Here is a 26,359-nt window from a genome sequence, read left to right as displayed (position 1 = left end):
GCACGCCGGGCTACCAGGGCTCGCGGGCGTAGATGACGGTGCGCGGGCCATTGAAGATGCCGAAGTCGGCGCGTGCGTTGGGATTCTGGTTGTGGTGCCGGTGCCGCTCCAATCAAATTGCAGCCAGCTGGTGGACGCTGCGCCGAGATCAGAAGCTGAGCCCGGTGTAGCCGGTGTTGCCGGCACCGGGTGCGCTGAACAGGAACGACGACAAACCGAGGCGCGCGGGCGTGCTGGTGATGGTCGCGGTGCTTGTGGCCGTGCCGGCAATCCGGATTGAGGTGGTGCCGGCCGCGGGCGTCTGCAGGGTATTGGCGAGATTGACCGCCGTGGTCGGCACCGGCGTGCAGTTGTCCGCCGCATTCAGTACAAAGTTGCCTGCCGCAGAATAGTTTTCAAACACCGCGTTGACGCTGACCGGCAGCAGCTCCGAGCCGAAGCCGCTGACCAGGCGCAACCGTCCCCACAGCATCTGCTTGTCGTTGCTGGTCGATGCACTGCCGTCATCGAAGGCGATGCCGTTGCCGGCGGTCGCCGCTCCGAAGCGCGCCGGGTTGCCGGCAAACGCCACGGCGTCGGTGTCGATGACGTTGATCTGTAGTGCGAGCTCCGCGTTGAACGGCGCGCTCGGCGCGCCGCGTACGAAATTCAGACCGCCGCTGCCGCTGCTGAAGGTCAGGGTTCCCGTGCCGTTGCCGTTATCGACAATCACCGGATCCGTGGCCGGCAGGTTGCCGGTGTTGAGCGTGCCGGTCATGGCCTGATAGCTCTTTCCCGTGAGGCTGGCGGTGGTCAGTTTCCAGAAGCTGCCGGTGTAATTGCGGGTGGTGGCACCGGCGGCATTGAGTGCCGTGACGGTCATGACGGGCGCGGTGCGATAGGTGAAAGGCGCACCGACATAGGTGAAGCCGCTGGCGGCGCAGCCGGCACTGAAAACCGGAGTATTAGTCGCAACGGCGAAGGCCGTCGGCGTGAAGCGCCCGACCACCACGCCGGGTGTGTTCAGATTGAGCCCGGCGGTATTGAGGTAGGTGCTGGCGGTTGCGGCAAGGCTGGCGCTGCCGACTTCCGAATACTGCAGGGTGCTGGCCGTGGCGCGACCGCCGGCGTACGCGCCCTGCGCGACACTGCCGTTGCTGAGTACGCCCAGCACGCCGCTGGCCGGGGTGAACGGCGCGGCGACCGCAACATTGGTTGCCCAGGCAAAGCTCGCTGCGGTGCCGTTGTCGGTCAGGTTGGCACCGGTGATCGGACTGCCGCTGTTGGAGGGATCGTCGGCCGACTGCCACAACACGCCGCGCACGGTCGCGCTGAAGTTGGCGCCGGCACGGGCGAACACCGTGCCGGTCGCGCCCGCGTTGGCGAGATTGCTGATTGCGCCGGCGGCGATGGACTCAAGGCTGAGTGCGAACGGCCGCACCGTGACCGTCGAGGTGGCGCCGCTGACATCGATGCCAGCGGCGAACACACGACTGTCGTCACGCAGGTTGAGCGCGTACTTGCCGACGTCGCCGGTGGCAAGGGAAAACGTTGCCGTGCCGGCGCTGAAAGTCAGCATGATATTGTCGCTGCCTTTGCCGCCGGACGGCACGTTGGGCAACGCCACCGCGCCGATGGTCGGCGCACTGCCGCCCGGGTCTGCGCTGTCGCGCGTGAGCCACGCGTCGAGGGTTTTGGCGCCGCTGTAGGTACTGGCAATACTGCAGGTGCCGGAGGTCGGGTCTTTCTGCCACAGTTCGGCCTTCATGGCGTGGGCGCGTCCCGCCACCACGGTGTTACCGAGGCCATCGGTAGGCTGTACCACGAACGCATTGGTAAGAAATGACACCGTGCCGCTGGTGACCGCCAGACTACTGACGACGGTGTCGGCCGCGCTGATGGTCAGTGTGTCGGCGTGGGTGTTGCTCAAGGCAAACGCGGCGACACCATTGTCTTTGCCGCCGCCGGAGCCGTTGAAGGAGTAGGTCGCCGTACCGCTGTCACCGCCACCGGCACTGAAGCTGCCGGTGGCAGTCGATACCGTCCAGCTGCCGTGCGCACTCGAAGTCGTCAACTTGATGGTGCCGGCATAGCTGCTGACGACATTGCCGGCACCGTCGATGGCGGACACCGTCACCACCGTCGGCGTGCAGGTGCTTGCGGTGGCAGACGCAACGCTGATTTTTAGACCGCTGGTGGCCACCGCGGTCGGCAGGTACTTGATCGCGGTGCCGTTCGACTGGGTGCCCTTGGATTTGACGAAAAAGTCGCTGGCGCTAAGTTGCCAGCCGCTCTGGGCGCTGCCCTTGGACGGATTGCTGAAGGAGCCGAACTGATAGGTGAACGAGCCATCCTCACTCAGGATGATCTGCAGATTGAACAAACTCGACCCTTGCGACCATTCGGGCACATTGAGCCACGTCACGACGAACTGCCGGTTCGGCGCGGTGCCGATTGGCGTCGCTGTGTAGCGCACGCCACAGGTCGCGGCAGGGCAACTGGTGCCCGTGCCCTTCACGCTCAGATCGAGATCGGCACCGTAGATGCGCATGGTGTTGTTCAGGTTGGCATCGAAGTACGGCAAGGCGTAAGTCGGTGGACTACCGCTCGATTGGGTGCCAAAGCCACAATGCTTGTTGCCGAACTGCAGGCGACCGTTGGTCATGATTTGGACGGTCGTGTAGGTGGTGGCGCCGTACACGAAATTGAAACCGATATTCAGTGGCGCGGTGATGTCGTCGTCGGCGGGCGCAGAGGCATAGGCGGTACACGATGCGCCGCTGGTCCAGGTGACTGCGGTGTGTTTCGCTGGGTCGACCCAGTTCATCGCCACTGAAGTGTCTTTATAGGTGAGCGCTTCTGCCGGCGGCGCACACAGCAGACTCAGCAACACGAACTTACACGCAATCCAAGCACACGCGCGTCTAACGCTTCGCTGCCTCGCCCAAATATGGGGATCGCTGTTCTGCACGGCGAGTCCTAAAGTATGACTGGTCTTGTGGTGGGAACGGCAGGCTTGGCTTCCATAATCTCGTGCGGCCGTCGCGCGTCGATTAACGACAGAGACGGACAAGATCGTCTGCGTCATGCAGGGTCTAGCGGCCGCGTCGTCCCGGCCTTTAGACCTCACTGTCACTCGCTCGAAATCAGCATCGCACCTCGGTCCTCCGGACTGGGGAATGCATTCAACCTAATTAAGGCCGAAGGGGTTTTGTCGGATAACCTTGGGAGCTTTTTACTCGCCAGTTTAAGTCTCTGTAAATCGGGCCGAAACAATCGACTGCAACTCCGGTCAATCGCAATTGGTCGGCATCGGTACCCGCTTCTTTCCCTATTACCGGCGCAGCTCCATTGCGGGGAGCAATTTAACTGGGATGCGGTGACTTACGGCCCGCAATTGCTACCGCACGACGGAATTTGAATTGAAGAGTCACTAGAGAAGGTTGACAGCCACGAGAGGATCGTTTCGCTTTCGCACCAAGGGACGATGAAGATGATACACCACGAAGATTTTCGACAGTTTCCTCCTCTACTTATCGAGGAGAACGCAGCATCCCCCGCGCCGGTGCGGCCCGAACTGGACTCGGCCTTTCTGCACGACTTGTTCGACAATTTGTCGCAAGCACTCCTAATCGTATCCAATGCTGGAACAATCCTGGACGCCAATCGATCCGCAACAACCGTTGCACGCACAAGATTGGACGAGTTGCTCGGTCGTCCACTAAAGCGATCTCTTCCCGGATCTCGACATCAATCCCCGTGGCGTCCTCGAACCGGGGTTCGATGCAGTGGCCGGAAAGAGCGCCAACTTCTCACGGCACCTGCTATGCCTGCCTCCCAACCCAACACTCGCGCCGGTGACCGTCTCCGTGGTACCGACCGCCCCCCGATCCGATGGAGTGTGGGCCTTGGCTATGGAATGTCCCACGCCCGACATCCATTCTCCCCACTCCAACGATAGACACGAATCCCGTCTAAGAAACATCACTGATACGGTACCGGGCGCTCTATTTCAGTTTCTACGGACCCCAGACGGCGAGCAGGCCATGCTTTTCATGAGCGCTGGTTCAAAGAAGCTTTTGGGGACGGACTTGCCAACCGAAACGATTACACTTTCTCATCTATTTGCTCTCGTTGTGGACTCCGACAAGGCTCCGCTTCAAGCAAGTATTGATGCGGCATTCGAAAATCATTCGGAGTGGTCTCATGAATTTCGTGTTCAGACCAGCGCCGGGATCGTCAAATGGATCCGCGGTCAGTCGGTTCCTGAACCAAAGCAAATGGACGGGAGTGTTATCTGGAACGGACTGCTTCATGACGTTACTGAAGAAAAATTGCTACATACCAAGTTGGGGCACCAGGCGGCATACATGACAGCCTGACCGGCCTTGTTAATCGCTCTGAATTTGAGCGCCGGCTGCGGGATTGCATATCCGCACGCCAACGTAATGGCGGCCAATCGTTCCTGGCTTTCCTTGATTTGGATCAATTCAAAATTGTTAACGACACCTGCGGCCACATTGCAGGCGACGAGCTGTTGCGCCAGATCTCGACAATCCTTGCCACACATATGAGAGCCACAGACACGTTAGCGAGATTGGGCGGTGACGAATTCGCGATTCTCATGGGAGAGTGCTCACTGCGCCATGCCCAAACCGTGATGAATCGAATTCGTGAGATTATTTTTGACTATCGATTTCCATGGGAAGGAGGAGCTTTCATCTAGGGGCCAGTATTGGACTCGTATCGATTGGCGCCGAAATGGGAGACGTCGCCGAGGCGATGAAGCGTGCAGATACCGCATGCTATGTGGCCAAGGACAACGGCAGGAACCGTGTCCACCTGTACGCACTCGATGATGAAGCAGTCAACCTTCGCAATGAGGAGATGCAGTGGATCGGACGCCTCAATGACGCTCTGGAGCATGATCGATTCCGCCTTTACGCGCAGACCATTGCACCACTCGGACCGACGCCGCGCGAGGACATCCATTGCGAATTACTAATCCGATTGTTAGACCCCGACGGGAAAGTTCTTTCTCCTGGAGCATTCCTCCCCGCGGCGGAACGCTACGGCTTGGCTTCTCGAATTGATCGTTGGGTGATCGGCACGCTATTCAAGTGGATAAGTAAGCATAAACTCAACGTCAGTGCAGACGCTCTATTCTGTATCAATCTCTCGGGGCTTTCTCTGGGCGACGAAGAAACCCTGGATTTCATAATCCGAAAGATGGATGAGTATCGCATTCCAGGAAAATTGCTTTGCTTCGAAATTACGGAAACCGCCGCAATCGCTAATCTCACCTTGGCGACTCGATTCATTCAAATTACCAAGTCCCGTGGTTGCCGATTTGCGTTAGATGACTTTGGTAGTGGCCTATCGTCGTTTGGTTACCTCAAAACTCTGGACGTCGACTTTTTAAAAATCGACGGCATGTTTGTGAAAGGAATGTTAGGGGATGCAGTCGATTACGCAATGGTGAAATCGATTAATGAAATTGGGCATGTGATGGGAATTAGGACGATTGCGGAGTTCGTGGAAAACGCGGAGATAATGGCTGCCGTAGAGGGACTAGGCGTAAATTTCGCCCAAGGTTATGCCGTCAGCCGACCTCAGCCTCTTGATTGGCTTTTGCAAGGCGCTTCAGCTTGCGCTGAACGTGCGTAAAGCTTTTCCCGCGCAGAGTCGGGGGCCCCACTGGACTTGTCCTTACGCGGGCTACGCACCGTAATCTGCTTCTCTTCGATCAACCATACCGGCACAGTTAGATTTTCAGAAACTGCGTCGAAATTCGTAGGGCTACACATTCTGGCCAATAGGAAGTCGTCCAATGATCGCAGCATCGCCATTAAGATTGGCTTGTGCGCTCTCCGCTCATCCGCGGGGTACCGAGTTCCTAGACGCGCGAGTCTTCATTGATCCAACGCCATAGATGCATTGCCCGGCTGTTCTGGGCGAAAATGCCGTCCCGGTGCTTTTAGTTCTCAAGAGTCAGATTGTTTTGGTCAGGCGCACGAGCGTGCCGCCTTGAAAAGCGAGTATCCGAGCGGGTATCGAGAAACATCTTCTGGTCGTAACGCCGGATATTTCAAAAGGAGACCCGCGATATGGTCCTCATGATCGAACACCGCATTGCGCCGCGCGGGAAGAGTTTTTCAAGCCTGGAATCGCCACATCCCTACATCGCCACATCGCCATCTGCGCGATTACGTGGCGACCTTCCCCGGCGGTGGCGAACCGACGATCAGCCACGTCGCCGGCGAACTCGAGACCTACAGCCTGCTGAGCGGCGGGACGGAACCTTTGCCCACGACCGAGGGCCGTGCGCGGTTCTCCACCGCGCACGGCACCATCGTGCGTTCGAGAGTGCCAGCTGGCGGTACCTGTCACATCGCGCTGAACGAGGGGCAAACGCCATTGCAGATGATCCTGCTGGAGTTCAAGTGACGATAAACGCACCCACGGCGGGTCAATCGGAGATGCAACTCAACACAGATGCCTTTTTCTGAGATTACCGAAGCTCCCTTCTGGTTTCTCTCAGCTATAGGCTATTTCTGTTGATCGAGAATGCCGATTGCGGAATTGTGATGCCGGTTCGCTGCGACAGTGACAGTTGCGACTTCTGCGACACTTCCGGTTTTACGCGTGGATTCAGAATCCTTTCGAAGGCCAATAGGCTCACAAGGCCGGATTGCGCAAAATCCGCTCGGATTTTCCTTCGCGACCAATGCGAATTCGACCCAGTTCAACGAGCACTTCGATCGCGGCGTCACGGCGATGCTTGTCGCGCAATGGGTTAGGCCCGGACCTCAGCACGTCGCGCGTAGAAGCGTTGCTGGTTTTCTGCAGCCAATTGTCGAGGAGTTGCGCGTCACCCCAAGCTTGCGGCTCGTCCAACACATTCAAGACGCTCAGTGCCTCGCGCAAGTACCAGTGGGCCAAGCGTGTTGCCTGGTCCATTGTTCGCGCTTGGACCGCGCCCTGGATACCTTGGAACAAATGTAGACAGCCGGCGATGCGCGCAGCGTTCTCAGCGCTCTTGGCCGCGAAGTCGCGAGCGCTTGCGAACTCGCCGAGAGGGCGGAGTTCGCGTTCAATCTCATCGTGGTATGCGCGCCAAAGCGCGAACGCGTTTTCCGACATGCGCAGTTGGGGAGGAGCGAGACGACTCTGACCGTCCATAGGCAAGGTCGAATCGAGTAATAGACGTACCCGTCGATGGAAGTCGGTGAGAGCCGGCATGCCTCGTGGGGGCGGCTGATAGAAGCGCGTGCCCATGGTCGAGTCCGGCGCCGTGATCAGATACCGTGCGAGGAAGCCGCTGCCGCGAGTCAGTCCGCCGCCGCGCGCGAATAATTCTGCCAATACGATGGGCTGGAGCATGAGGCTGACGGTCAAACGGCGGCCTTCAAGGTGAACGGATTGGGCCTGCTTACGGTCCTGCCGGATTGCACCACCATCCCACAGTCGATTGAGGGACGATAGAAACCCCAACAGGGATTCCTTGGCCATGCCCAAACTGCCTGTCACCATGCCGCCTTCGTCACTCCACAGTGCCGCCGAGGGATGTCCTGTGGCTAGCAGGAAGGCGAGGGACTGGGGATTGACGTCCTCATAGCGGAGACGTGGGGCGTAAATCTCGGCGGGTCTGCGCAGTCCGTGGGCAGCGAGTTCGACGCGCAGGCGTTCGGCTTCCTGTGGCTTTTTGCGGATGCTTGTCTTGAGCGCAGCTTTGAGTCCTTCCTGTTCTGCCAGCCAGGCATCCACTGCGGAGCGACTCTCTCTGATGTCGTCCTGAAGGGCATCGGAGCGTTCGCGTTCCCAATCGCTGAGGACTTGGCCCAACGCCCTGTCGGCGGCCGTTTTGCGCTCGCCGCTCTGCGCGACGACCAGGAAATTCAATGACAGTGGTCCCGATAGTTGTTCGTCGCGCGCGATATCAGCCAGGCCCTGCGTAGCCAGCGACACCACCGCCAATGCCGACGACGCGACCAGTGCGACGGGTTGCTGCCCATAGGACTGATATTCACGTACGGCTGCGCCGACGCCCGCCGGCAATGCGTCCATGGGGTAGGGGGCTCGCGCGGCGTGCCGCTCAATCGGCAATGGTGCCGGCCAAACTGTCGCAGAAGTCGCAACTGTCGCTGTCGCAACCGGCTTGGATGACACTTCTGATAATGGCGAGGGCTGGGCTGAGATCGCCTCGTCCAGCATTCGCGCGGTGAGGTCTATTTGAGCAAGATCCGCATTGGCGCGCTCGAGCAGATTCATGTCAGCGCTTCAATTGAGTGTCGGATCCGGAGAGCGGCAGCTGTGAGATGTTCTCGATCAGTCTCCGATAGGGGCTTTCCGTTTGCGACATCATCTGCAGCAATAGCGACGACCAGTGCTTCATGAGCGAGCAGGCGTAGCAGTGCGTGAGCGTCATATCGCCGCGCGCGCGGCAGGGGCGACAAGTTGCGGATGGGGGAAGCGACATACAGGTCGGCCAGCGACAGACCTGCTGCTGCGACGATTGCGCCGGCGCTGCATCCTGCGAAGCAGTGCACCAGTACGCGGTCGTCGACTTCGCGTACCGACAGGCTGGGATTGCTGTCATCGTGGGCGGGACATCGAGCCATATAGTGGCCGCCACCGCGCTCGGTCACTCTCTCCAGACGGTCGAGCAACGCTCGCACATGAGACGGGCCCGTTGATCCCCCGCGGTGCGTGGCCATGTCGGAACTCAGAGAATTCGCTCGCCCGCTTCGAGGCGGGTGAGCAATTCATTCAGGTAGACATTGGGCCAAGCAGCCGTGCGCGCTCCGAGTTTCGTCGGTGGCGCGATACGACCCTCCGCAATTGCGGCATACCAACGGCTTCGGCTGACAGGAAAAACTTCAAGGATGTCGCGGACCCGGGAATAGCCGGGCACCGGCAATCTGTTTGAGTAACTCAAGGCTTTTTTCTCCCGATGGTGAAAAAAGCTGCTTCTGTTTAAAAAAGCCGCCGTGCTTCGGCCGGAGCGTTACGGAACTGGGAGGGCGCGTTCTGGTGCCGCCAATCCCTGGCTCTGACCTATGGTTCTGTCGGTCCACTCACACTGACGCAGCCCTTTCACATGTAAAGCAGCAATGCGTATACATCACAGTATCAACTCCCATTAACCCCGCGTTCGTCTCGTGATAACGGAGACACAATGAAGTCCTGCGAGTCGATACTGGGCGCCACGTTACCACCAAGAAACGCGATTGCAATCAGGCTTTTTTTGAATTTCTTTCGATCAGACGAACCCAACTTCTCCATTCTGGTTGTCTGCGGAATTAAGCGGAATTTGTCGTACTTGAGCCCGCATTAAAAATAAAATTCAGTGAGGTGAAATTAAATTTCTTGGCTGGGTTCATGCCGCGCGAATTCGGGCAATGGGCGTTACATTTGCGCTCTTACGCAACCCATCCAGATAATCCGCCCATGCCTGCATCATGCGGCGGCGATCTGGTAAATGTTCGGCATAGTTGTAAGCGGCACGCACAGCATTGCCTTCGATGTGAGCGAGCTGTCGTTCTATAGCATCACGATGCCAACCCATTTCGTTCAAGCGCGTGCTCGCCATGCTGCGAAAGCCGTGCACAGTCATTTGGTCGCCGGAATACCCCAAGCTGCGCAGGGCGTTGGTGAGCGTGGCATCGCTCATGGGTTTGAGCCGGCTGCGAACGCTCGGAAACGTGTATCGGCTAGTGCCAGTCAGCGCCTGGAGATCCTTTAAGATTTCGATCGCCTGAGTCGACAGCGGCACAATGTGCGGCCGGCTCATTTTCATTTTCTCTGCCGGGATCCGCCACTCGGCGGCCTCGAGATCAAATTCCTTCCATTCGGCATTCCGCAATTCGCCGGGGCGAACGAATACGAGCGGCGCGAGCATGAGTGCGCAGCGGGTGACGAAATATCCCGTGTATGCATCGAGCGCATGCAACAACAAACCAATCGCTTTGGGCTCGATGATACTGGCATGGTGTTTGACCTGAGCGGGTGCGAGCGCGCCGCGCAGCCCATGCGTCGGGTCAGTTTCCATGCGTCCCGTTGCAATGGCGTAGCGGAAGACCTGCCCGCAATGCTGGCGAACGCGATGGGCGGTTTCATTGGCTCCGCGCTCTTCTATCCGCCGCAAAATTCGAAGCAGGTCGGCTGCCGTGATGCCGTTGACGGGCAGCGCTCCCAGCCAGGGATAGACGTATTGTTTGAATCGGCCTTCGACTTTTTCTGTGTGTTTTGGCGCCCACGTCGGGCGGTACTTATCGAGCCATTCGTTGGTGACCGCTTCGAAAGAATTGCCTTTCTCGTTGCTCGCTTTCTCCCGCTGCCTTTCGGCGGACGGGTCACGACCCGATGCCAGCACCTCGCGAGCCTTGCGGAGCCGGTCACGGGCGTCCTTCAGCGAAACGTCTGGATAGACACCGAGCGACAAGGTCCGTCGGGTGCCATGGAACCGGTAATCGAAACGCCACCATTTCTGGGTTCCAGGCTTAAATTTGCCATCCGGCGAAGCTTTTCCCTTCGTGATCAGCAAGTACATGCCGTCCCCGTCGGTGAGCTTATAGGGCTTGTCGCTCGCCTTTGCGTTTTCGATCTTGGTCGCGGAGAGTTTGCCTGCCATGACGGTAACTCCTGTAGCGTTTTGGCGGTAACTGGGGTAGTTACCGTTCAAGCTACCGTCAGCCGGGTCAGGCTGTCAACAGATCGCGTCGGAAGGCATAGGCACGTAACTTGTCGAAAAATAGAGAGATTTCGGAAGAATCTGGACTGCGCTGGAGGGTGCTGGAAGGGTGAATGGTGGGCCCGGTAGGACTTGAACCTACGACCAAAGGATTATGAGTCCCCTGCTCTAACCAACTGAGCTACAGGCCCGCAGACATGAATCGAGCGGCCTGTCGCGTCATGGTGACGCGACAGGCCCATCAGCTTGCGGATTAATCCAGGAACGTGCGCAGACGCTCGGAACGCGAGGGATGACGCAGCTTGCGCAGCGCCTTCGCTTCTATCTGGCGGATGCGTTCGCGCGTGACATCGAACTGCTTGCCGACTTCCTCGAGGGTGTGGTCGGTGTTCATGTCGATGCCGAAGCGCATGCGCAGCACCTTGGCTTCCCGTTGCGTGAGCCCAGCCAGCACTTCGCGGGTGCTGCGGCACAGGCCCTCGAAGGTGGCCGAATCGATGGGCGCCTGGATGTTGGTGTCTTCGATGAAGTCGCCGAGATGCGAGTCTTCGTCGTCACCGATGGGCGTTTCCATCGAGATCGGTTCCTTGGCGATCTTGAGCACCTTGCGGATCTTGTCCTCGGGCATCTCCATGCGATCGGCCAGCTCTTCCGGCGTCGGCTCGCGGCCCTTCTCCTGCAGGATCTGGCGCGAGATGCGGTTGAGCTTGTTGATGGTCTCGATCATGTGCACCGGGATGCGGATGGTGCGCGCCTGGTCAGCGATCGAGCGCGTGATGGCCTGCCGAATCCACCAGGTGGCATAGGTCGAGAACTTGTAACCGCGACGGTATTCGAACTTGTCGACCGCCTTCATGAGACCGATGTTGCCTTCCTGGATGAGGTCCAGGAACAACAGGCCGCGGTTGGTGTACTTCTTCGCGATCGAGATCACGAGACGCAGGTTGGCCTCGACCATTTCCTTCTTGGCGCGGCGTGCCTTCGCTTCGCCGATCGACATGCGACGGTTGATGTCCTTGATCGCGCCGATGGTGATGGCGTGCAGTTCTTCCATCTCGAGCAGGCGCTTTTGCGCGGTCTCGATCTCACCCTGGCTTTCCTTGATCGCTGCAGCATAGGGCTTCTTGGCGCGTACCAAGGTCTTGACCCACTTGTCGTCGGTCTCGGCATCGACGAATACCGCGAGGAAGTCCTTGCGCGGCATGCGGCAGTGCTTGACGCACACGTCCATGATGGACTTTTCCTGCTTGCGGATCTCTTCCACCACCAGGCGCACGTGCTCGGCGAGCTTGTCGGTAAGCTTCGGCACCAGCTTGAACTCGAGGAAGCGCTCCTGCAGTTCCTTGCGTACCTGTTCGGTCTTGGGATGCTCACGGCCGTTGCGCTTGGTCGCGGCCTGCACTTTCTTGAACAGCTTGCCGTATTCGTCGAAACGGCGGATGACTTCTTCCGGGTCGAGCGTCGGCGCGGCCGCTTCCTCGTCCTCGCTGGCGCCTTCCACTTCTTCCTCGTCATCGCCCTCGGCGGCCACCGCTTCCTCAGCCACCACCACCGGCGGCGGCATGGCCGCCGCTTCGCTGTAGTCGATGAAGCCGGAGATGACGTCGGTGATCTTGATCTCGCCGCTGACGCTGCGCGCGTACTCGCTCAAGAACAGTTCGGACACGGTGGGGAAATCGGCCAGCGCGGACAGCACCTGGTTGAGGCCGTCCTCGATGCGCTTGGCGATCTTGATTTCGCCCTCGCGGGTCAGGAGATCCACCGTGCCCATTTCGCGCATGTACATGCGCACCGGGTCGGTGGTGCGGCCGAATTCGTTGTCGACCGCCGCGAGCGCGGCGGCGGCTTCTTCAGCCGCTTCTTCGTCGACGTCGTTGTCGTTCAGCAGCATGGCGTCGAGGTCCGGCGGAGTCTCGTGGACCGCGATGCCCATGTCGTTGATCATGTTGATGATATCTTCGATCTGCTCAGGATCGACGATGTCGTTGGGCAGGTGATCATTGACCTCGTGATAGGTCAGGAAGCCCTGCTCCTTGCCTTTCGAAATGAGTAGTTTGAGTTGCGACTGCTGGTCGGCGGTATCGAGTTCTTCAACCGTCTCGACCGAATCTTGTTTGGCCTTGCTCAACTTCCACGTGCCTCGTAGTCCGTCGATCCGTGGGATGGATCGTTGAAATTCTAGTATAGGGCGGTGGATCCGCCAGGTGTGCTGGGCAGCAAAATAGCCGCGTAGTATAGGTGCCGAAGGCGTCGTTTGCCTAGCCCGCAGCAGCGTGCGTGGTGGGCTTATCGGCCGCCGGGCGTGTGGGCCGCTCCGCTATTTGGGGCCGCCGGTCACAACTTGCAAGCCTGCCGTGCGGCCGCGGCCCGTGTGCCTCACTTGGCGCGCTTGTAGTTGCGCACGATGTCGCGTTGCTCCTCGGTCCACTGTTCGAAGGGGATGGCCTTGATGCGCGCGAAGCGCTGTTCCTCGGCCTTGGCGCGCAGCCGCGCCAGGGCGCCGGCGAACTGGCTTTCGAAAGCGCTGTCGGGGATGCCGAGATCGAGCGCGGCGAGGGCGGCCAGTTGCGCTTCCATCGGGTCGTCGCGCCAGCGTTCCAAGAGCGCGGCGGTGGAGGCCGGCGGTTGGGCCTGGATGGCCGTGCCGACTTCCAGCAGGGTGAGGCCGTCGCGCAGTTCCTGGCGGCAGAAATCCACCAGTCCGGCGTCGATTTGCGCGGCCAGCGCTGGTTTTTGCAGCAGCATGGCCAGCGCCTGTTCTTCCAGCGAACGGCTGGTGAAACGGTTCAGCACCGGCGCGCGGCGTGGCGCGAAGCCGCGGTTGGCGGCAAGGCCCAGTTCGCGGCGTATGAGGTCTTCGTCGAACTTGCTGAGGTTCGCCAGCGTTCGCACGGCGCCGGCGCGGTGGCTCTGGCTCGGGATCTGGGTGAGATAGGGTTTGGCCCGTTCGATGAGACGCGCGCGGCCGTCGCCGCTGGTGAGATCCACTTCGAGCTTCAAGGTGTCGAGCAGGTAGTCGGCCAGGCCGAACTGCCGCGCGGCTTTCAGAAAGCCCTCGGGGCCGAACTCGCGCACGGCACTGTCCGGGTCGTGGCCGTCGGGCAGGAACGCGAAGCGCACCGCGCGATTGCCTTCCACCAGCGGCAAGGCGTTTTCCAGGGCGCGCCACGCGGCGCGCTTGCCGGCCGCGTCCCCATCGAAGCAGAACACCACCTCCGGCACCTGGCGAAACAGCAGTTCGAGATGCTCACGGGTGACCGCCGTGCCGAGCGTGGCGACCACGTTGGGCAGGCCGAACTGATGGAGCGCGACCACGTCCATGTAGCCTTCCACCACCAACAGGCTGTCGAGCTTGCGCTTGGCGGCCAGCGCCTCGTGCAGGCCGTAGAGCTCGCGGCCCTTGTGGAAGACCTCGGTTTCCGGGGAATTGAGGTATTTCGGCTCGCCGTTCTCGATGACCCGGCCGCCGAAGCCGATCACGCGGCCGCGACGGTCGTGGATGGGGAACATCACGCGTTCACGGAAGCGATCGTAGTAGCCACCGCGCTCGCGCTTGATGGCGAGACCCGCGCGTTCCGCCTGCTCCTCGCTGATGCCGGCGGCGGTCAGGGTGTCGAGCAGGTTGCGCCACCCCGACGGCGCATAGCCCAGGCGGAAGGCCTTGGCAATCTCGCCGGACAGGCCGCGCTTCTTGAGGTAATCGATGGCGACCTGTTTTTCACTGCTCTGGCGCAACTGCGCTTCGAAGAATGCGCGCGCGTGCTCGAGGATGGTGAACAGGTCGCGGCTGCCGCTGGCGCGCTGGCTGCCGCGGGCCTCGCGCGGCACTTCCATGCCGGCCACGCCCGCCAGTTCTTCCACCGCCTCGACGAATTCCAGGTTGCGGTGCTTCATCAGGAAGCCGATGGCGCTGCCGTGGGCGCCGCAGCCGAAGCAGTGAAAGAACTGCTTGTCACGGCTGACCGTGAAGGACGGGGTCTTTTCGCCGTGAAACGGGCACAAGCCCTGGAAATCCTTGCCGGCCTTGCGCAGCGGCATGTAACCCTCGACCAGTTCGACGATGTCGACGCGGGCCAGCAGGTCGGCGATGAATTGTTCGGGAATTCGGCCAGCCATGGGATACGGCGCAGGTGGCTAGGGAAGGGCGATTGTATGCAGCGACGGGAGCGGCCGGTAGCCGCGCCCGCGCAGGGCTAGCCGGCCAGCTTGCCCTTGACCATCGCGCTGACCGCGGCCATGTCGGCGCGGCCTTTCATCTTGGCGTTCAGCACGCCCATGACCTTGCCCATGTCGCGCACGCCGACCGCGCCGGTGGACGCAATCGCGTCGGACACCAGTTGTTCGACTTCGGCCGGGCTGAGCGGCTGCGGCAGGTAATCGAGAATCAGCGCGAGTTCGAATTCTTCCTGGGTGACGAGGTCGTCACGGCCGGCGGACTGGAACTGGCTGATGGATTCGCGGCGTTGCTTGGCCATCTTGGTCAGCAACTCCAGCGCCGCGCCCTCCTCGAGAGTCACGCGGTGATCGACTTCGTACTGTTTGACGGCCGCCGAGATCAGCCTGAGCGCCGCGAGCTTGGGCTTGTCGCCCGAGCGCATGGCGGTCTTGACGTCTTCGCTCAGCCGTTCTTTGAACGACCCGCTCACTGATTTCAGAACGGGCGCGTACGACGCAGGGTCTGACGGGCGGCCTTCTTCTGCCAGCGCTTCACGGCGGCAGCGGCTTTGCGCTTTCTCACCTGGGTGGGCTTCTCGTAGAATTCGCGGCGGTGTACTTCGGCAAGTACGCCGGCTTTTTCACAGGCCCGTTTGAATCGCCGCATGGCGATATCGAAAGGTTCATTCTCGCGAACGCGAACGCTTGGCATACCTTGTTGAGTTCCTTAACTGATTACAGCCAGCACGGCGGGAACCGCGAAATATAGCCATGATCATTCCCGAAGTCGAGACCGGCGAGCGTCATTGGAGCATTTGAGTGTGCGTATCCTGGGCATAGAAACCTCCTGCGACGAAACCGGGGTGGCCATTTACGACGGCGAGCGGGGCATCCTCGCCGACCACCTGTACAGCCAGGTCGACGCCCATCGCCAGTACGGTGGGGTGGTGCCGGAGATCGCCTCGCGTGACCACGTGCGCAAGCTCGCGCCCATGGTCGAGGCGGTGCTGGCCGAGGCCGGCATGGCCGCATCGGAGCTCGACGGCGTGGCCTACACGGCCGGCCCGGGCCTCGCCGGCGCGCTGCTGGTCGGGGCCGGCTTTGCGCGCGGCTTCGCCTGGGGGCTGGGTATTCCGGCGCTCGGTGTGCATCACATGGAGGGGCATCTGCTCGCGCCCTTGCTCGAGCCGGGCGGGCCGCAGCCGCCGTTCCTGGCGCTGCTGGTGTCCGGCGGCCACACCCTGCTGGTCAGCGTCGAGGCCTACGGGCGCTACGAAATCATTGGAGAGTCGGTCGACGATGCCGCGGGCGAGGCCTTCGACAAGGTCGCCAAGATGCTGAACCTCGGTTACCCCGGCGGGCCGGCGGTCGAGAAACTGGCGCGCGAGGGCGACCCGGCGCGTTTCCATTTCCCGCGCCCGATGACCGACAGGCCGGGACTGGACATGAGCTTCAGCGGGCTCAAGACCCACGTCGTCAATACCTTGCGCGGCGCCGAGCCCGCGCCCAGCCTGCACGCCGACATCGCGCGCGGCTTCAGCGACGCGGTGGTCGACACCTTTGCCATCAAGATCCGACGGGCCTTGAAACAGACCGGCATGAAGACCCTGGTGGTGGCCGGCGGCGTCAGCGCCAACCAGGCGCTGCGCGCGAGGCTCAACGAGTTGTGCGCGGGCCTCGGCGCGACGGCCGCTTTCCCGCGCTTGCGCTATGCCACCGACAACGGCGCCATGATCGCGTTCGTCGGATATTTGCGATTGGCCGCCGGCGAACACGACGGCGCGCCGTTCAAGGTCATGCCGCGCTGGCCCATGACCACGCTCGGCGCGTTGGGGGAACACGAGGTCGCGAGCTGAGGCGCACTCGAAGTTCGGTTCAGGCCTTCTGGCCGATCTTCTTCTCGGTGCCGTCGAGCAGATTGCGGATGTTGCCCTGGTGACGCCAGAACACCAGCACCGCCATCACGCCGACCAGCGCCACCGCCGCCGGCGGCGCTTGCAGATACCACGACACCAGCGGCATGCAGGCGGTCGCGACCAGCGCCGCCAGCGATGACCAGCGCAAGGCCACGGCCACCAGCAGCCAGATGCCGACGAAGCTCGCGCCCAGCCACGGGTTCAAGGCCAGCGTCACGCCGATGAAAGTGGCGACGCCCTTGCCGCCCTCGAAGCCGTAGTACAGCGGGTACAGGTGGCCGAGAAAGGCCGCCAGCGCGATGGCCGCCAGCCACGTGGCATCGAGCCCCAGCGCATGACCAAGCAATACCGGGATGAGACCCTTGGCCGAATCACCCAGCAGTGTGACGGCGGCCGGCCCTTTGCCGGCGATGCGCAGCACGTTGGTCGCGCCCGGGTTGCGCGAGCCGGCTTCGCGCGGGTCGGTGGCGCCGATCACGCGACACACGAGGATCGCGGTCGACACCGAGCCCAACAGGTAGGCGCCGGCGATCATGAGAACGGGGATCAACATGCCGGTATTGCAACCGATGGCGCAGCCCCGATCAAGGCGCGCTGCAGGTGGTCTCAAACAGCCGCGCTACTCTGCTACCATCGCCGCTTGTGTTCCGCGGCATCGGTTGGCATGGATATCATTTACCTCAAGCATCTGACGGTCGACACCGTCATCGGCGTGTGGGAATGGGAACGCCGCATACGCCAGACCTTGATCCTCGATCTCGAACTCGGACTCGACACCCGCCGCGCCGGCGAGACCGACGACCTGCAGTACACGGTCGACTACAAGGCCGTCACCGATCGCGTTCGCGACTTCGCACGCGACAGCCAGTTCAAACTCATCGAAGCCCTGGGTGAAAACATCACGCGCATTCTGCTGGCGGAATTTCCCGTGCACTGGGTGCGTTTGCAGATCAACAAGCAAGGCGTGGTGCGCCATGTTCGCGACGTGTGCGTGATCATCGAACGCGGCGCGCGCACGTGACGCCTGACGCCGCCTTGCTCACCAACGACGAAGCCCCCGCCATGCGCATCAACATCATTCGAACCCTGCTGGCGGCGCTGCTGCTGGCCGCACTGGCCGGCTGCGGCTCGCTGCCGCTCGGCAAGTCCGACCGCGCCGTCGTGCTCGAAGCGGCGCTCAACAATTACCGCAAGCTCATCCGCTGGGGCTATTACGACGAAGCGGCCAAGTACCTGCGCACGCCCGACGGCCAGCCAATCGCCGCCGATCTCAAGACCGCGGCGCGCTACCGCGTCACCAATTACACGGTCAGCAATTCCTTCGTGGGCGATGACGGCAAGGAAGCGCGCGTGATTGCCGCCATCGAATACTACGAACTCGATTCGGGCGTCATTCGCCTGCTGCACGATGCGCAGATGTGGTGGTACGACGCCACGGGCAAACGCTGGTACCTCGCGTCGCCCTTGCCGAATTTTGGCGTGGAAGATGAAGATACCGTGCCGCTGACGCGCGGCGCGGCGCCGATGCAGACCTTGCCGTTACCGCAGAGCCCGCCGCCGCCCAAGAGCGCCGCGCCGGCCACGAGCGCGCCGCCCGTCAGTCGGCATTGAGCCCGCCTTACAGCACCAGGTGACGACCGCCGTCCACGTCCAGCACGTGGCCGGTGACGAAGGGCGCGCGGGCGAGATAGCACACCGCCGCGGCAATGTCCGCGGGATCGCCACGTCGCGCCAGCGGCGTGCCGGCGAGCGTCGCGGCCTGCAAGGCGGCGTCTTCGCTGGCCGCCCACAGGATGGGGCCGGGCGCGACCGCGTTGACGCGCACCTCGGGGGCAAGTTCGAGCGCGAGTCCGCGCGTCACGGCCACCAGGCCCGACTTGGATGCGCAATAGGCGCTGTAGTCGGCGCGCGGACGTTCGCTGTGGATGTCGGTGATGTTGACGATGGCGCCGCGGCTGGCGCGCAACAGCGGTGCGGCCGCGAGGCACAGGAAGTAGGGCGTACGCACGTTGATGGCATGCAGGCGATCCCAGGCCGCGACGTCGACACTGGCAATGGGCGTGGGGTCGAAGACCGAGGCGTTGTTGACCAGCACATCGAGACGCGCGCGCAGCGCGTGCAGCGCTTCGATGATGAGTTTGCCGGCATGGGCGTCGGCCAGATCCTGACGCAAGGTCGAAGCCGATGCCGCGCGTTGCGCATTCAACTCGGCGGCGAGCGCATGGGCTTCGTCGCCGGACGTGTGATGATGAATGACGATGTCGTAGCCGAGCGCATGCAGCGCGCGGGCGGTGCAGGCGCCGAGGCGTTTGGCGGCGCCGGTGATGAGCGCCACCGGCGCGTCGTTGCAAGAGGTGACGCTCGTCATCGGTATCGGCAATGGGAAGTGGAATATTCGCCGCGCTTTGAAACCGGCACGGGACATGGTTGATACATCAAGCTTACCGGATCCGGATCGCGCGGCGCTAGAAAGATCGCGCCGGCTCGCCGCGCGCATTCGTGATGCCATCCACGCCGCCGGCGGCATGATCGGATTCGATACCTACATGGCGATGGCGCTCTACGAGCCCGCGCTTGGCTATTACACCGGCGGCGGCGCGATCTTCGGTCGCGACGGCGACTTCATCACCGCGCCGGAAGCCGGCGGCCTGTTCGCGGCCTGCCTCGCGCGTCAGTGCGCGGACGTGCTCACACCTGACGACGACATCGTCGAATACGGCGCGGGCAGCGGACGGCTGGCCTGCGACCTGCTGACCTCGCTCGCGCACGACGGGCCCTTGCCGGCGCGCTATTGCATCGTCGAGCCGAGCGCGGCGCTGCGAGTTCGCCAGCAGGCGGCCACGGCGCAATTGCCCGAATCCCTGCGCAGCCGCGTGCACTGGTGTGACGAGCACGCCCCGGCCGGCAGCCATGGACTGGTGATCGCCAACGAAGTGCTGGATGCGATGCCGGTCACGCGCTGCGTGGTACGCGCCGGCGCCTGGCTCGAGTGCATGGTGGCCGTCGAAGACGAGCGCTTGGTCTGGACCACGCGACCCTATCACGGCCAGGACTTCGACCCGGCCTGGGCGGCGCGACTGCCGGACGGCTACGTGAGCGAGGCCAACCCGGGGCTCGCCGCATGGCTCGCCACCCTGCGTTCGCGCCTGTCGCGCGCGCTGGTGTTGCTCGCCGACTACGGCTACCCGCGACACGAGTACCTGCATCCGTCGCGCGGCGCCGGCACGCTCAAGTGTCATTACCTGCACCACGTTCACGACGACCCGCTGCTCTACCCGGGACTGCAGGACATCACCGCGTCCGTCGATTTCACCGCCGTCGCCGAGCAGGCCTTTGAGGCCGGCTTCGATATCCTCGGTTACGCCACCCAGGCGCACTTTCTCATCGACTGCGGGCTCGAGCAGGTCCTCGCCAGCGCGGCGGCCAACGACACCGAACGCTATCGTCTGGCCCAGGAGGCCAAGCTGTTGCTCATGCCGGGCAGCATGGGACAAACCTTCAAGGTCATGGCGCTCGGCGTCGGTGAACAGCCGGCGCTGCGCGGTTTCCGGCACGATGAACGACATCGCCTCGACGGCTTCGCGACCTGATCACAGGGCCTGCACGCCGGGCGAGTTGCGGCCTGCAACTTCAACCGGCGGCCCGAGTCGTAACGAATCCATGGCCCAGCGCGGGAGTGTATCCATGTTGTCGACGTCCACCTTTCGATTGATGGCCGGGTGGCTCCTGCTGCTGGCCGCCTTTGCGGTGAGCGCCCAGGAGGGCGGCACGTCCGCCGGCCCGGCGGCCGATGCCGATGAACCGGCAATGCTGGAAACCGCGACCTTCGCCGGTGGCTGCTTCTGGTGCATGGAAGGGCCCTTCGACGTGCTCGACGGCGTGATATCCACCACGGCCGGCTATACCGGCGGCGCCCAGCCCAACCCGACCTATGAACAGGTGTCGGCCGGTGGCACCGGGCATGCCGAGTCGGTGCAGGTGACCTATGACCCGCAACGGGTGACGTACGAAAAACTGCTCGAGGTGTTCTGGCACAACATCGACCCGACGGTCGTCGATCAGCAGTTCTGCGATCATGGCAATCAATACCGCACCGCCATCTTCTACCACAACGACGCGCAGAAGCAGGCCGCCGAGGCGTCCCTCGCCGCGCTCAACGAGCACAAACCCTTCACAGCGCCGATCAAGACCGGCCTGGTCAAGGCCGGCCCTTTCTATGCGGCCGAGGACTACCACCAGGACTACTACAAGAAGAATCCGCTGCGTTACAAGTTCTATCGCTACAACTGCGGCCGCGACCAGCGTCTGACCGAACTGTGGGGAAGCGCCGGCCATTGATTTGAGCCCTGGCGCGGCGCCGCGCACGCGCTGGAGCGTGCTGCCCCGAAGTGCTAACTTGAACTTGTCGATTCCGTGCCGCTACAGGGCGTGGAGTTCCCGGTCAGCGCTATGGATTTGAGCACTATGAGCGGCACGGTGCAGTCGACCAGCCAGGTCATCATGTCGGCCGACATCGCCGGCAGCACGGCCCTGTACGAGCAGGTCGGCGACGCCGAGGCGCGGGCGCTGGTCGCCGCATGCCTGGATACCGTCAAGGATCTGTGCGTCGCCAGGCACGGCCGCGTGGTCGCCGAAGTCGGAGACCAGGTCGTGGTGCTGTTCGATGACCCCACCGCGGCGGCCTCGGCGGCCTCGGAAATCCATGTCGAAATGCATGAACGCGCGAGCCGTGATGCGCGGCCGCGCATGCGCATGCGCATCGGTCTGCATTACGGGCCGGTGAAGAGTGACAGTGATGCCCTGTCCGGTGAGACCGCCAAGATTGCCCACTGGGTGGGCAGCCACGCCAAGCCCGAACAATCGCTGGCCACCAAGGCCACCATCGATCGCTTGCCGCGCATGTATCGCGCGGTGTCGCGTTACGTCGACGACGAAACCTGGAATTTCATTTCGCTCGAGCACGTCGAGCTGTACGAAATCATCTGGGATGTCGAATCGATCACGGCTTACAACGGCGAAGCGCCCGGTCGCGACAGCCAGACCTGTGTGGCTGTCGAATTTTCCTACGGTCCACAAAGTGTGCAGGTCGACGGTACGCGACCAGTGATCTCCATCGGTCGCGGCGACAAGAACGACCTGGTGGTCGCCAAGGACTTGGTGTCGCGCCAGCACCTGTCGGCGCAGTTCAGCCGCGGTCGTTGCACCATCACCGACAACAGCACCAATGGTTCATGCGTGATAGGCGTCGATGGACGGCGCGTCGAATTCAAACGTGAATCCTTACGCCTGTCCGGCGCCGGTCTGATCATTCCCGGTAAGCCCGGACCCGAAGAAGCGGACTACGCGATCAAATACCGCTGTCTGTGAGCGCTTCGATACGCGCCTGCTCGAGCGCCGCTGCCAGCGCCGGACCCTTGAGCCCTTTCGCCAACAAGGGCTGCGGTGACACCGTCATCACCACTTCGAGCGCCGCGCGCAGCCTGGCGGCTTGCGGATAGGGCTGCTGCTCGAGCCCCAGCCGTCCCGTCGCGTCGATGAGGCATGCTTCCAGCAACTGTTCAAAGCGCGCCGGCCGCCGCAGGGCATCGGCTTCCGCCAGCAGGCGCACGGTGGTCGATGCTCGCAGCTCCTGCGCGCGATGCACGCGGGTATGCAGGCGCGCCACCAGCACCGCGAGCTCGCGATGTTCGCGCGGCACGCGCAGCCGCGTGCACAGCGCTTCGGTCAATTCGGCGCTGCGCTCCTCGTGACCGTGATGGGAAGGCAGGATCTCGGCGGGCGTGGTGCCCTTGCCGAGATCGTGCGTCAGCACCGCGAAGCGCACCACTTCGTCGGCCTCGCGCCGCACCGCCTGCTGCAGGGTCATGAGCAGGTGCACGCCGGTATCAATTTCCGGGTGATAGCGCTCCGGCTGCGGCACGCCGAACAGGGCGTCGACTTCCGGCAACAATTCGCGCAGCGCCCCGCACGCGCGCAGCACCTCGATGAAGCGCTCGGGATGGGGCTCGCCCAGCGCCCTGCGCAGTTCCTGCCACACCCTTTCCGGCGCGAGCGTGGCGAGTTCGCCGGCGGCGCTGAGTTCCTGCATCAAGGCTTGCGTGTCGTCGGCGATCGTGAAGCCGAAGCGTGCCGCGAAACGTGCCGCGCGCAGCACGCGCAAAGGGTCTTCGACGAACGCGGCGGTCACATGGCGCAGCACGCCGGCCGCCAGGTCGCGCTGCCCGCCGTAGGGGTCGACGAGCACGCCGTCCTCGCCCATCGCCATGGCGTTGATGGTGAAATCGCGCCGCGCGAGATCGTCCTCCAGCGTGACAGTCGGCGTGGCGTCGGTGATGAAGCCCTTGTAGCCGTGGCCACTCTTGCGCTCGGTGCGCGCGAGGGCGTATTCCTCGTGGGTGCCGGGATGGAGGAACACCGGGAAGTCGGCGCCGACCTGGCGATATCCGAGCGCCAGCAATTGCTCGGCGCTGGCGCCCACCACCACCCAATCGCGATCGCTGACTTCGCGTCCCAGCAGACGATCGCGCACCGCGCCGCCGACTTGGTAGATGCGCATCGCGGGATATCTCAATCGCGCCGCCGCGCGGCGGCAGGGCCCTGACGGGCGCGACGCGCCTGCTCGCGAAAATGATCGTAGCGGCCGCGCTGATGGCGGGCGGCGAGATAGGCGGGCGCGATTTCGTCCAACGGCGTCGGGCGAATGCCGAGTTCCAGCAGCGAGTTGCCCGACCGGCATACCGACGGCACCGACAGTGAACGCAGGTTGTCGCGGGTCAGCGGTTTGCCGGGCACCCATTCCATGCACCACGCCATCAGCGTTGCCAGCGGGCCGCCGATCGGCACGATCAGCGGGCGGCGGCCGCCGAGCGCGCCGACATATTCGACGATCGCGCGCAGCGTCATCACGTCAGGGCCGCCGATTTCGTACACACCCTGCGGCGCGGCGCCCGGGGTCTCCAGCAAACGCAACACCGCCGCCGCCACGTCGCCCACGTAGACCGGCTGCAGCTCGGCCTGCGCGCCGGTCAGCGGCAGCAGCGGCGCGAAGCGCAGCAACGACGCAAAGCGATTGAGGAAGTCGTCGCCGCGCCCGAATATCACCGATGGCCGCAGGATGGTGGTACGGAAGTGTCGAGTGCCCGCGCCGAGCAGCAGTTGCTCGGCCTGGCCCTTGCTGCGCAAGTAGTAGCTCGGTGCGGCGACGTCGGCCGCGAGGGCGCTCAAGTGAACGAAGTGCGGCACACGCGCCTGCTTGGCGGCCTTGACGAGGTGCTGCACGGTATCGACATGGGCGCGCTTGAAATCGGCGCCGTCGTCACGTCGCTCGTTGAGTATGCCTACCAGGTTGATGGCGGCGACGCTGCCCTTGAGCGCCTGGGCAATGCGCTCTTCCTCGTCGACATGCGCCACCACCAATTCGGTATCCGGCAGCAGCCACTGCGCCCGTGCATGCTGGCGGTCGCGAGTGAAAATGCGCAGGCGGTAGCCGGCGCGCAGCAACTGGTTGGCCAGCACGGTGCCGACAAAGCCGCTGCCGCCGAACAGCGCGACCAGCGGTTTGCTCACGACGCGCAGTCCTGCGTCACGCGGCCGTCGCGGGCGGGTATCGGAGGCATCACGGCGTTGAATTTCATGACTGGCAGCTTGAGTCGTCGTTGGTAGATGGCGGTGTAGAACAAGGCGCGTCGTACATAACCGCGGGTCTCGGTGAAAGGAATGGACTCCACCCAGCGTTCGCTGGGAACGCATTGCGCGCCCTGCCACTGGCGGACCCGGCCCGGTCCGGCATTATAGGCCGCCGCCGCCATTGCAAAGTTGCCGTCGTAGCGTGCCAGCATCTGCGCGAGATAGGCGGTGCCGAGCGCGATATTGGTGCCGGTTTCGAGCAGGGCGGCGGGATTGTCGAGGCGCAGGCCGATGCTGCGCGCCGTTTCCCGTCCGGTTTGCGGCATGAGTTGCATGAGGCCGAGTGCGCCCACCGGCGAACGCGCACTGGCATTGAAGGCGCTCTCCGAACGGATGATGGCCATCACGCGCGCCGGGTCCAGATTGCGGCGCGCCGCGTGTTTGCGCGCGAGCTCGGTATACAGCAGCGGAAAGCGCACGCCGAGGTCGTCATAGGCGTTGGCCATGCCCAGCGCGAAAATGGCGCGCTCCGGACGGCCCCACTGCGTGGCCAGTACCGCCGCGACCTGCAGCTCGCGCGAGGTCAGGCGCTTCATTTCATGGTGCCATTCGCGCGCCGCATGCTGCGGCAGGGCGACGCGCTCGAATTCGCGACTGCGTACGAGGCCGCCGCGCGCGCCGAGCGCGGCGAGCTCGGCTTGCGTCGCGGCTATCGGTACTTCGCGGAACTGGTAGTCCAGGCCGACGCGATCGGCGGCCAGGAATCCGTAGTAGTCGCGTTCGCTGGCGAGTTCACGCAACGCCTGCTGCGACTCGTCGTGATGACCGAGTTCGCCGAGGGCGCGCGCGTGCCAGTAACGCCAGCGCAGGGATTCATCGGGGATCTGTGGCGGTCTTTCGGTCCAGCGCGCGAGTTCCGGCCATGCCATGCGCGCGATGCCTTCGCGCAACTGGTAGCGTTGCACGTCGACATCGACCGCCGCCGGCGGCACGGCGTCGAGCAAGGCGATGCGCGCGGCGTGGTTGCTACCGGCCGCGGCGAGCGCGATGGCGCGCGCGGCCTCGCCGCGCTCCGCTTCGCTGAAGGCCAGACGCGCGCTCACCTCCTGCCAGGCGCCACGTGCGCCATCGACGTCGGCGCGCGCCAGGCGCGTGAGGGCGTGCAGCGCCACGCGCCGGGCTTCGCTGCTGTCTTCGAGGTCCGCCGCGCGCAACAGCGTCGCGGGCGAAGCCAACGCGCGCTGCCACAGGCCGAACAGCTGGCGATGGCGCGCGCCGCTGAAGTGGCCGGCCACCTCCTTGGCCGTGGTGACCTCGCCGTTTTCGAAGGCATTGGAGACCCGCTCCCACAGCTGCGCGTCGCTGAGCGTGCCGCTTGCGTAGAGTCGCGCGAAGGGTTGCACGCAGGCTGTGCCGCGACCGCCGCCCGCCCGCCAGCGCGTGACGATATCGGGCAGCACGCTGGCGGCGGATTCGCTTTGCAGGCGCGCGGTGAGCGCCTGGCATTGCAAGGCGATATCGTCCTGCGGGCGGTAGGCGGCCAGGAACACCGACCAGCGCGCCTTGCGCGCCAGTTCGCGCAGCCACGCGCTGCGCAGATGCTCACCGAGATAGTCGCCGTCATGGCGCGCAATGAAGTCCAGCAGCTGTTCGTCGGCGGCGCCGGCGAGACGCTGACGCAGGTCTTCGTATTCGAGGTAGGCGCGCAGCGGGTAGTCGCCGAGCGTGGCGCCGAGGCGACGAGCCTGCACCAGGTCGCCATGGGTCTGCGCCTGTCGCGCGCGCTTGAACACCTCGCGCTGGGCGGCAATGTCGGCCCACGCGCCGTGACTCATCATGCACAGCAGGAGCATGAGCGCCGGCCAGCAGCGGCGCGCTCGGCGCGGCGCGCGGTTCAATCCGCAGTGTGACTTCATCGACGGCGCGAAGGCGTTAACATATTCATTCGAATTGCAGCGCGAATGCGCGTGGCTTCGATTCTAACCGAAGG

Annotated in this window: 25 protein-coding genes and 1 tRNA gene; 11 read left to right on the top strand and 15 right to left on the bottom strand. The window is 63.2% G+C overall.

Annotated elements, in window-relative coordinates; genetic code table 11:
* Positions 1-148 precede the first annotated feature (148 nt).
* Entirely contained in the window at positions 149-2,872 is a 2,724-nt protein-coding gene (locus IPM80_16005) for a hypothetical protein (GenBank protein MBK8959875.1), read from the bottom strand.
* A 594-nt stretch (positions 2,873-3,466) separates the two neighbouring features.
* Here IPM80_16005 and IPM80_16000 point away from each other — a divergent pair.
* From IPM80_16000 to IPM80_15980, 5 genes are all read left to right on the top strand, one after another.
* A complete protein-coding gene (locus IPM80_16000) occupies positions 3,467-3,940 on the top strand; it encodes a PAS domain-containing protein (GenBank protein MBK8959874.1) in 474 nt (157 codons plus the stop codon).
* Positions 3,941-4,025: 85 nt separating this feature from the next.
* Positions 4,026-4,361, top strand: a complete 336-nt coding sequence (locus IPM80_15995; protein MBK8959873.1) for a PAS domain-containing protein — start codon at positions 4,026-4,028, stop codon at positions 4,359-4,361.
* A complete protein-coding gene (locus IPM80_15990; GenBank protein ID MBK8959872.1) occupies positions 4,313-4,705 on the top strand; it encodes a diguanylate cyclase in 393 nt (130 codons plus the stop codon). Before IPM80_15995 ends, IPM80_15990 begins: the two co-directional genes overlap by 49 nt.
* Positions 4,681-5,646 (top strand): EAL domain-containing protein, encoded by a 966-nt coding sequence (locus IPM80_15985; GenBank protein ID MBK8959871.1) that lies wholly within the window; start codon positions 4,681-4,683, stop codon positions 5,644-5,646. Before IPM80_15990 ends, IPM80_15985 begins: the two co-directional genes overlap by 25 nt.
* Positions 5,647-6,189: 543 nt before the next feature.
* A complete protein-coding gene (locus IPM80_15980; GenBank protein MBK8959870.1) occupies positions 6,190-6,426 on the top strand; it encodes a hypothetical protein in 237 nt (78 codons plus the stop codon).
* Between the two features lie 231 nt (positions 6,427-6,657).
* Here the strand turns inward: IPM80_15980 and IPM80_15975 are convergent, their stop codons facing one another.
* From IPM80_15975 to rpsU, 9 genes are all read right to left on the bottom strand, one after another.
* Positions 6,658-8,250, bottom strand: a complete 1,593-nt coding sequence (locus IPM80_15975) for a DUF3987 domain-containing protein (protein MBK8959869.1) — start codon at positions 8,248-8,250, stop codon at positions 6,658-6,660.
* On the bottom strand, positions 8,247-8,648 hold the full coding sequence (locus IPM80_15970; GenBank protein ID MBK8959868.1) for a DNA primase: 402 nt from the start codon (positions 8,646-8,648) through the stop codon (positions 8,247-8,249). Before IPM80_15970 ends, IPM80_15975 begins: the two co-directional genes overlap by 4 nt.
* Positions 8,649-8,704: 56 nt before the next feature.
* Entirely contained in the window at positions 8,705-8,917 is a 213-nt protein-coding gene (locus tag IPM80_15965; protein MBK8959867.1) for a transcriptional regulator, read from the bottom strand.
* Positions 8,918-9,358: 441 nt separating this feature from the next.
* Positions 9,359-10,612 carry a tyrosine-type recombinase/integrase gene (locus IPM80_15960; GenBank protein MBK8959866.1) on the bottom strand — a complete coding sequence of 418 codons (1,254 nt, stop codon included), beginning with the start codon at positions 10,610-10,612 and terminating at the stop codon, positions 9,359-9,361.
* Between the two features lie 174 nt (positions 10,613-10,786).
* Positions 10,787-10,863 (bottom strand) — tRNA-Ile (locus tag IPM80_15955).
* 62 nt (positions 10,864-10,925) lie between these two features.
* Positions 10,926-12,800: an RNA polymerase sigma factor RpoD gene (gene rpoD / locus IPM80_15950; protein ID MBK8959865.1), complete on the bottom strand. Its 1,875-nt coding sequence runs from the start codon at positions 12,798-12,800 to the stop codon at positions 10,926-10,928.
* Between the two features lie 248 nt (positions 12,801-13,048).
* Positions 13,049-14,788 carry a DNA primase gene (locus tag IPM80_15945; GenBank protein ID MBK8959864.1) on the bottom strand — a complete coding sequence of 580 codons (1,740 nt, stop codon included), beginning with the start codon at positions 14,786-14,788 and terminating at the stop codon, positions 13,049-13,051.
* Positions 14,789-14,865: 77 nt separating this feature from the next.
* Positions 14,866-15,327: a GatB/YqeY domain-containing protein gene (locus IPM80_15940; protein MBK8959863.1), complete on the bottom strand. Its 462-nt coding sequence runs from the start codon at positions 15,325-15,327 to the stop codon at positions 14,866-14,868.
* A complete protein-coding gene (rpsU, locus tag IPM80_15935; GenBank protein ID MBK8959862.1) occupies positions 15,324-15,539 on the bottom strand; it encodes a 30S ribosomal protein S21 in 216 nt (71 codons plus the stop codon). The genes IPM80_15940 and rpsU overlap by 4 nt, the downstream gene beginning before the upstream one ends.
* 109 nt (positions 15,540-15,648) lie before the next feature.
* Here rpsU and tsaD point away from each other — a divergent pair, with 109 nt between their 5' ends.
* Positions 15,649-16,683, top strand: coding sequence for a tRNA (adenosine(37)-N6)-threonylcarbamoyltransferase complex transferase subunit TsaD (tsaD, locus tag IPM80_15930; protein MBK8959861.1), 1,035 nt, complete (start codon positions 15,649-15,651; stop codon positions 16,681-16,683).
* 19 nt (positions 16,684-16,702) lie between these two features.
* On the opposite strand, the gene plsY is transcribed toward tsaD, so the two are convergent.
* Positions 16,703-17,296 carry a glycerol-3-phosphate 1-O-acyltransferase PlsY gene (gene plsY, locus IPM80_15925; protein MBK8959860.1) on the bottom strand — a complete coding sequence of 198 codons (594 nt, stop codon included), beginning with the start codon at positions 17,294-17,296 and terminating at the stop codon, positions 16,703-16,705.
* Positions 17,297-17,407: 111 nt separating this feature from the next.
* On the opposite strand from plsY, the gene folB reads away from it, so the two are divergent.
* The gene (folB, locus tag IPM80_15920) at positions 17,408-17,764 is read left to right on the top strand and encodes a dihydroneopterin aldolase (protein ID MBK8959859.1); all 357 of its coding nucleotides are present in this window, start codon (positions 17,408-17,410) and stop codon (positions 17,762-17,764) included.
* Positions 17,761-18,354: a hypothetical protein gene (locus tag IPM80_15915; GenBank protein MBK8959858.1), complete on the top strand. Its 594-nt coding sequence runs from the start codon at positions 17,761-17,763 to the stop codon at positions 18,352-18,354. Before folB ends, IPM80_15915 begins: the two co-directional genes overlap by 4 nt.
* A 7-nt stretch (positions 18,355-18,361) precedes the next feature.
* Here IPM80_15915 and IPM80_15910 read toward each other — a convergent pair whose 3' ends face one another.
* Positions 18,362-19,111 (bottom strand): pteridine reductase, encoded by a 750-nt coding sequence (locus IPM80_15910; protein ID MBK8959857.1) that lies wholly within the window; start codon positions 19,109-19,111, stop codon positions 18,362-18,364.
* A 55-nt stretch (positions 19,112-19,166) separates the two neighbouring features.
* On the opposite strand from IPM80_15910, the gene IPM80_15905 reads away from it, so the two are divergent.
* The 3 genes from IPM80_15905 (at position 19,167) to IPM80_15895 (ending at position 22,110) form a co-directional block, all read left to right on the top strand.
* On the top strand, positions 19,167-20,333 hold the full coding sequence (locus IPM80_15905; protein MBK8959856.1) for an SAM-dependent methyltransferase: 1,167 nt from the start codon (positions 19,167-19,169) through the stop codon (positions 20,331-20,333).
* A 121-nt stretch (positions 20,334-20,454) separates the two neighbouring features.
* Positions 20,455-21,081 carry a peptide-methionine (S)-S-oxide reductase MsrA gene (gene msrA, locus IPM80_15900; protein ID MBK8959855.1) on the top strand — a complete coding sequence of 209 codons (627 nt, stop codon included), beginning with the start codon at positions 20,455-20,457 and terminating at the stop codon, positions 21,079-21,081.
* A gap of 111 nt (positions 21,082-21,192) precedes the next feature.
* Positions 21,193-22,110: an adenylate/guanylate cyclase domain-containing protein gene (locus tag IPM80_15895; protein MBK8959854.1), complete on the top strand. Its 918-nt coding sequence runs from the start codon at positions 21,193-21,195 to the stop codon at positions 22,108-22,110.
* Here IPM80_15895 and IPM80_15890 read toward each other — a convergent pair.
* The 3 genes from IPM80_15890 to IPM80_15880 are packed head-to-tail and all read right to left on the bottom strand — an operon-like array spanning position 22,091 to position 26,222.
* On the bottom strand, positions 22,091-23,299 hold the full coding sequence (locus IPM80_15890; protein MBK8959853.1) for a multifunctional CCA addition/repair protein: 1,209 nt from the start codon (positions 23,297-23,299) through the stop codon (positions 22,091-22,093). The genes IPM80_15895 and IPM80_15890 overlap by 20 nt on opposite strands.
* Positions 23,300-23,310: 11 nt before the next feature.
* On the bottom strand, positions 23,311-24,309 hold the full coding sequence (locus IPM80_15885) for a complex I NDUFA9 subunit family protein (protein ID MBK8959852.1): 999 nt from the start codon (positions 24,307-24,309) through the stop codon (positions 23,311-23,313).
* Positions 24,306-26,222 (bottom strand): transglycosylase SLT domain-containing protein, encoded by a 1,917-nt coding sequence (locus IPM80_15880; protein MBK8959851.1) that lies wholly within the window; start codon positions 26,220-26,222, stop codon positions 24,306-24,308. The genes IPM80_15885 and IPM80_15880 overlap by 4 nt, the downstream gene beginning before the upstream one ends.
* Positions 26,223-26,359 lie beyond the last annotated feature (137 nt).

It is taken from the genome of Pseudomonadota bacterium (assembly GCA_016719885.1).
Taxonomy (GTDB): domain Bacteria; phylum Pseudomonadota; class Gammaproteobacteria.
The sequence above is the reverse complement of the archived record's forward strand: the minus strand, read 5'-3'. Positions and strand labels throughout refer to the sequence as shown.

Bases quoted from the DNA above. Each gene is read 5' to 3' on its own strand.
- folB (MBK8959859.1), top strand. From the start codon at position 17,408: ATGGATATCATTTACCTCAAGCATCTGACGGTCGACACCGTCATCGGC.
- IPM80_15960 (MBK8959866.1), bottom strand. From the start codon at position 10,612: ATGGCAGGCAAACTCTCCGCGACCAAGATCGAAAACGCAAAGGCGAGC.
- IPM80_15995 (MBK8959873.1), top strand. From the start codon at position 4,026: ATGCTTTTCATGAGCGCTGGTTCAAAGAAGCTTTTGGGGACGGACTTG.
- IPM80_15975 (MBK8959869.1), bottom strand. From the start codon at position 8,250: ATGAATCTGCTCGAGCGCGCCAATGCGGATCTTGCTCAAATAGACCTC.
- IPM80_15880 (MBK8959851.1), bottom strand. From the start codon at position 26,222: ATGCTCCTGCTGTGCATGATGAGTCACGGCGCGTGGGCCGACATTGCC.
- IPM80_16000 (MBK8959874.1), top strand. From the start codon at position 3,467: ATGAAGATGATACACCACGAAGATTTTCGACAGTTTCCTCCTCTACTT.
- IPM80_15895 (MBK8959854.1), top strand. From the start codon at position 21,193: ATGGATTTGAGCACTATGAGCGGCACGGTGCAGTCGACCAGCCAGGTC.
- IPM80_15890 (MBK8959853.1), bottom strand. From the start codon at position 23,299: ATGCGCATCTACCAAGTCGGCGGCGCGGTGCGCGATCGTCTGCTGGGA.
- IPM80_15905 (MBK8959856.1), top strand. From the start codon at position 19,167: ATGGTTGATACATCAAGCTTACCGGATCCGGATCGCGCGGCGCTAGAA.
- IPM80_15985 (MBK8959871.1), top strand. From the start codon at position 4,681: ATGGGAAGGAGGAGCTTTCATCTAGGGGCCAGTATTGGACTCGTATCG.
- plsY (MBK8959860.1), bottom strand. From the start codon at position 17,296: ATGTTGATCCCCGTTCTCATGATCGCCGGCGCCTACCTGTTGGGCTCG.
- IPM80_15910 (MBK8959857.1), bottom strand. From the start codon at position 19,111: ATGACGAGCGTCACCTCTTGCAACGACGCGCCGGTGGCGCTCATCACC.
- IPM80_15945 (MBK8959864.1), bottom strand. From the start codon at position 14,788: ATGGCTGGCCGAATTCCCGAACAATTCATCGCCGACCTGCTGGCCCGC.
- msrA (MBK8959855.1), top strand. From the start codon at position 20,455: ATGGCCGGGTGGCTCCTGCTGCTGGCCGCCTTTGCGGTGAGCGCCCAG.
- rpsU (MBK8959862.1), bottom strand. From the start codon at position 15,539: ATGCCAAGCGTTCGCGTTCGCGAGAATGAACCTTTCGATATCGCCATG.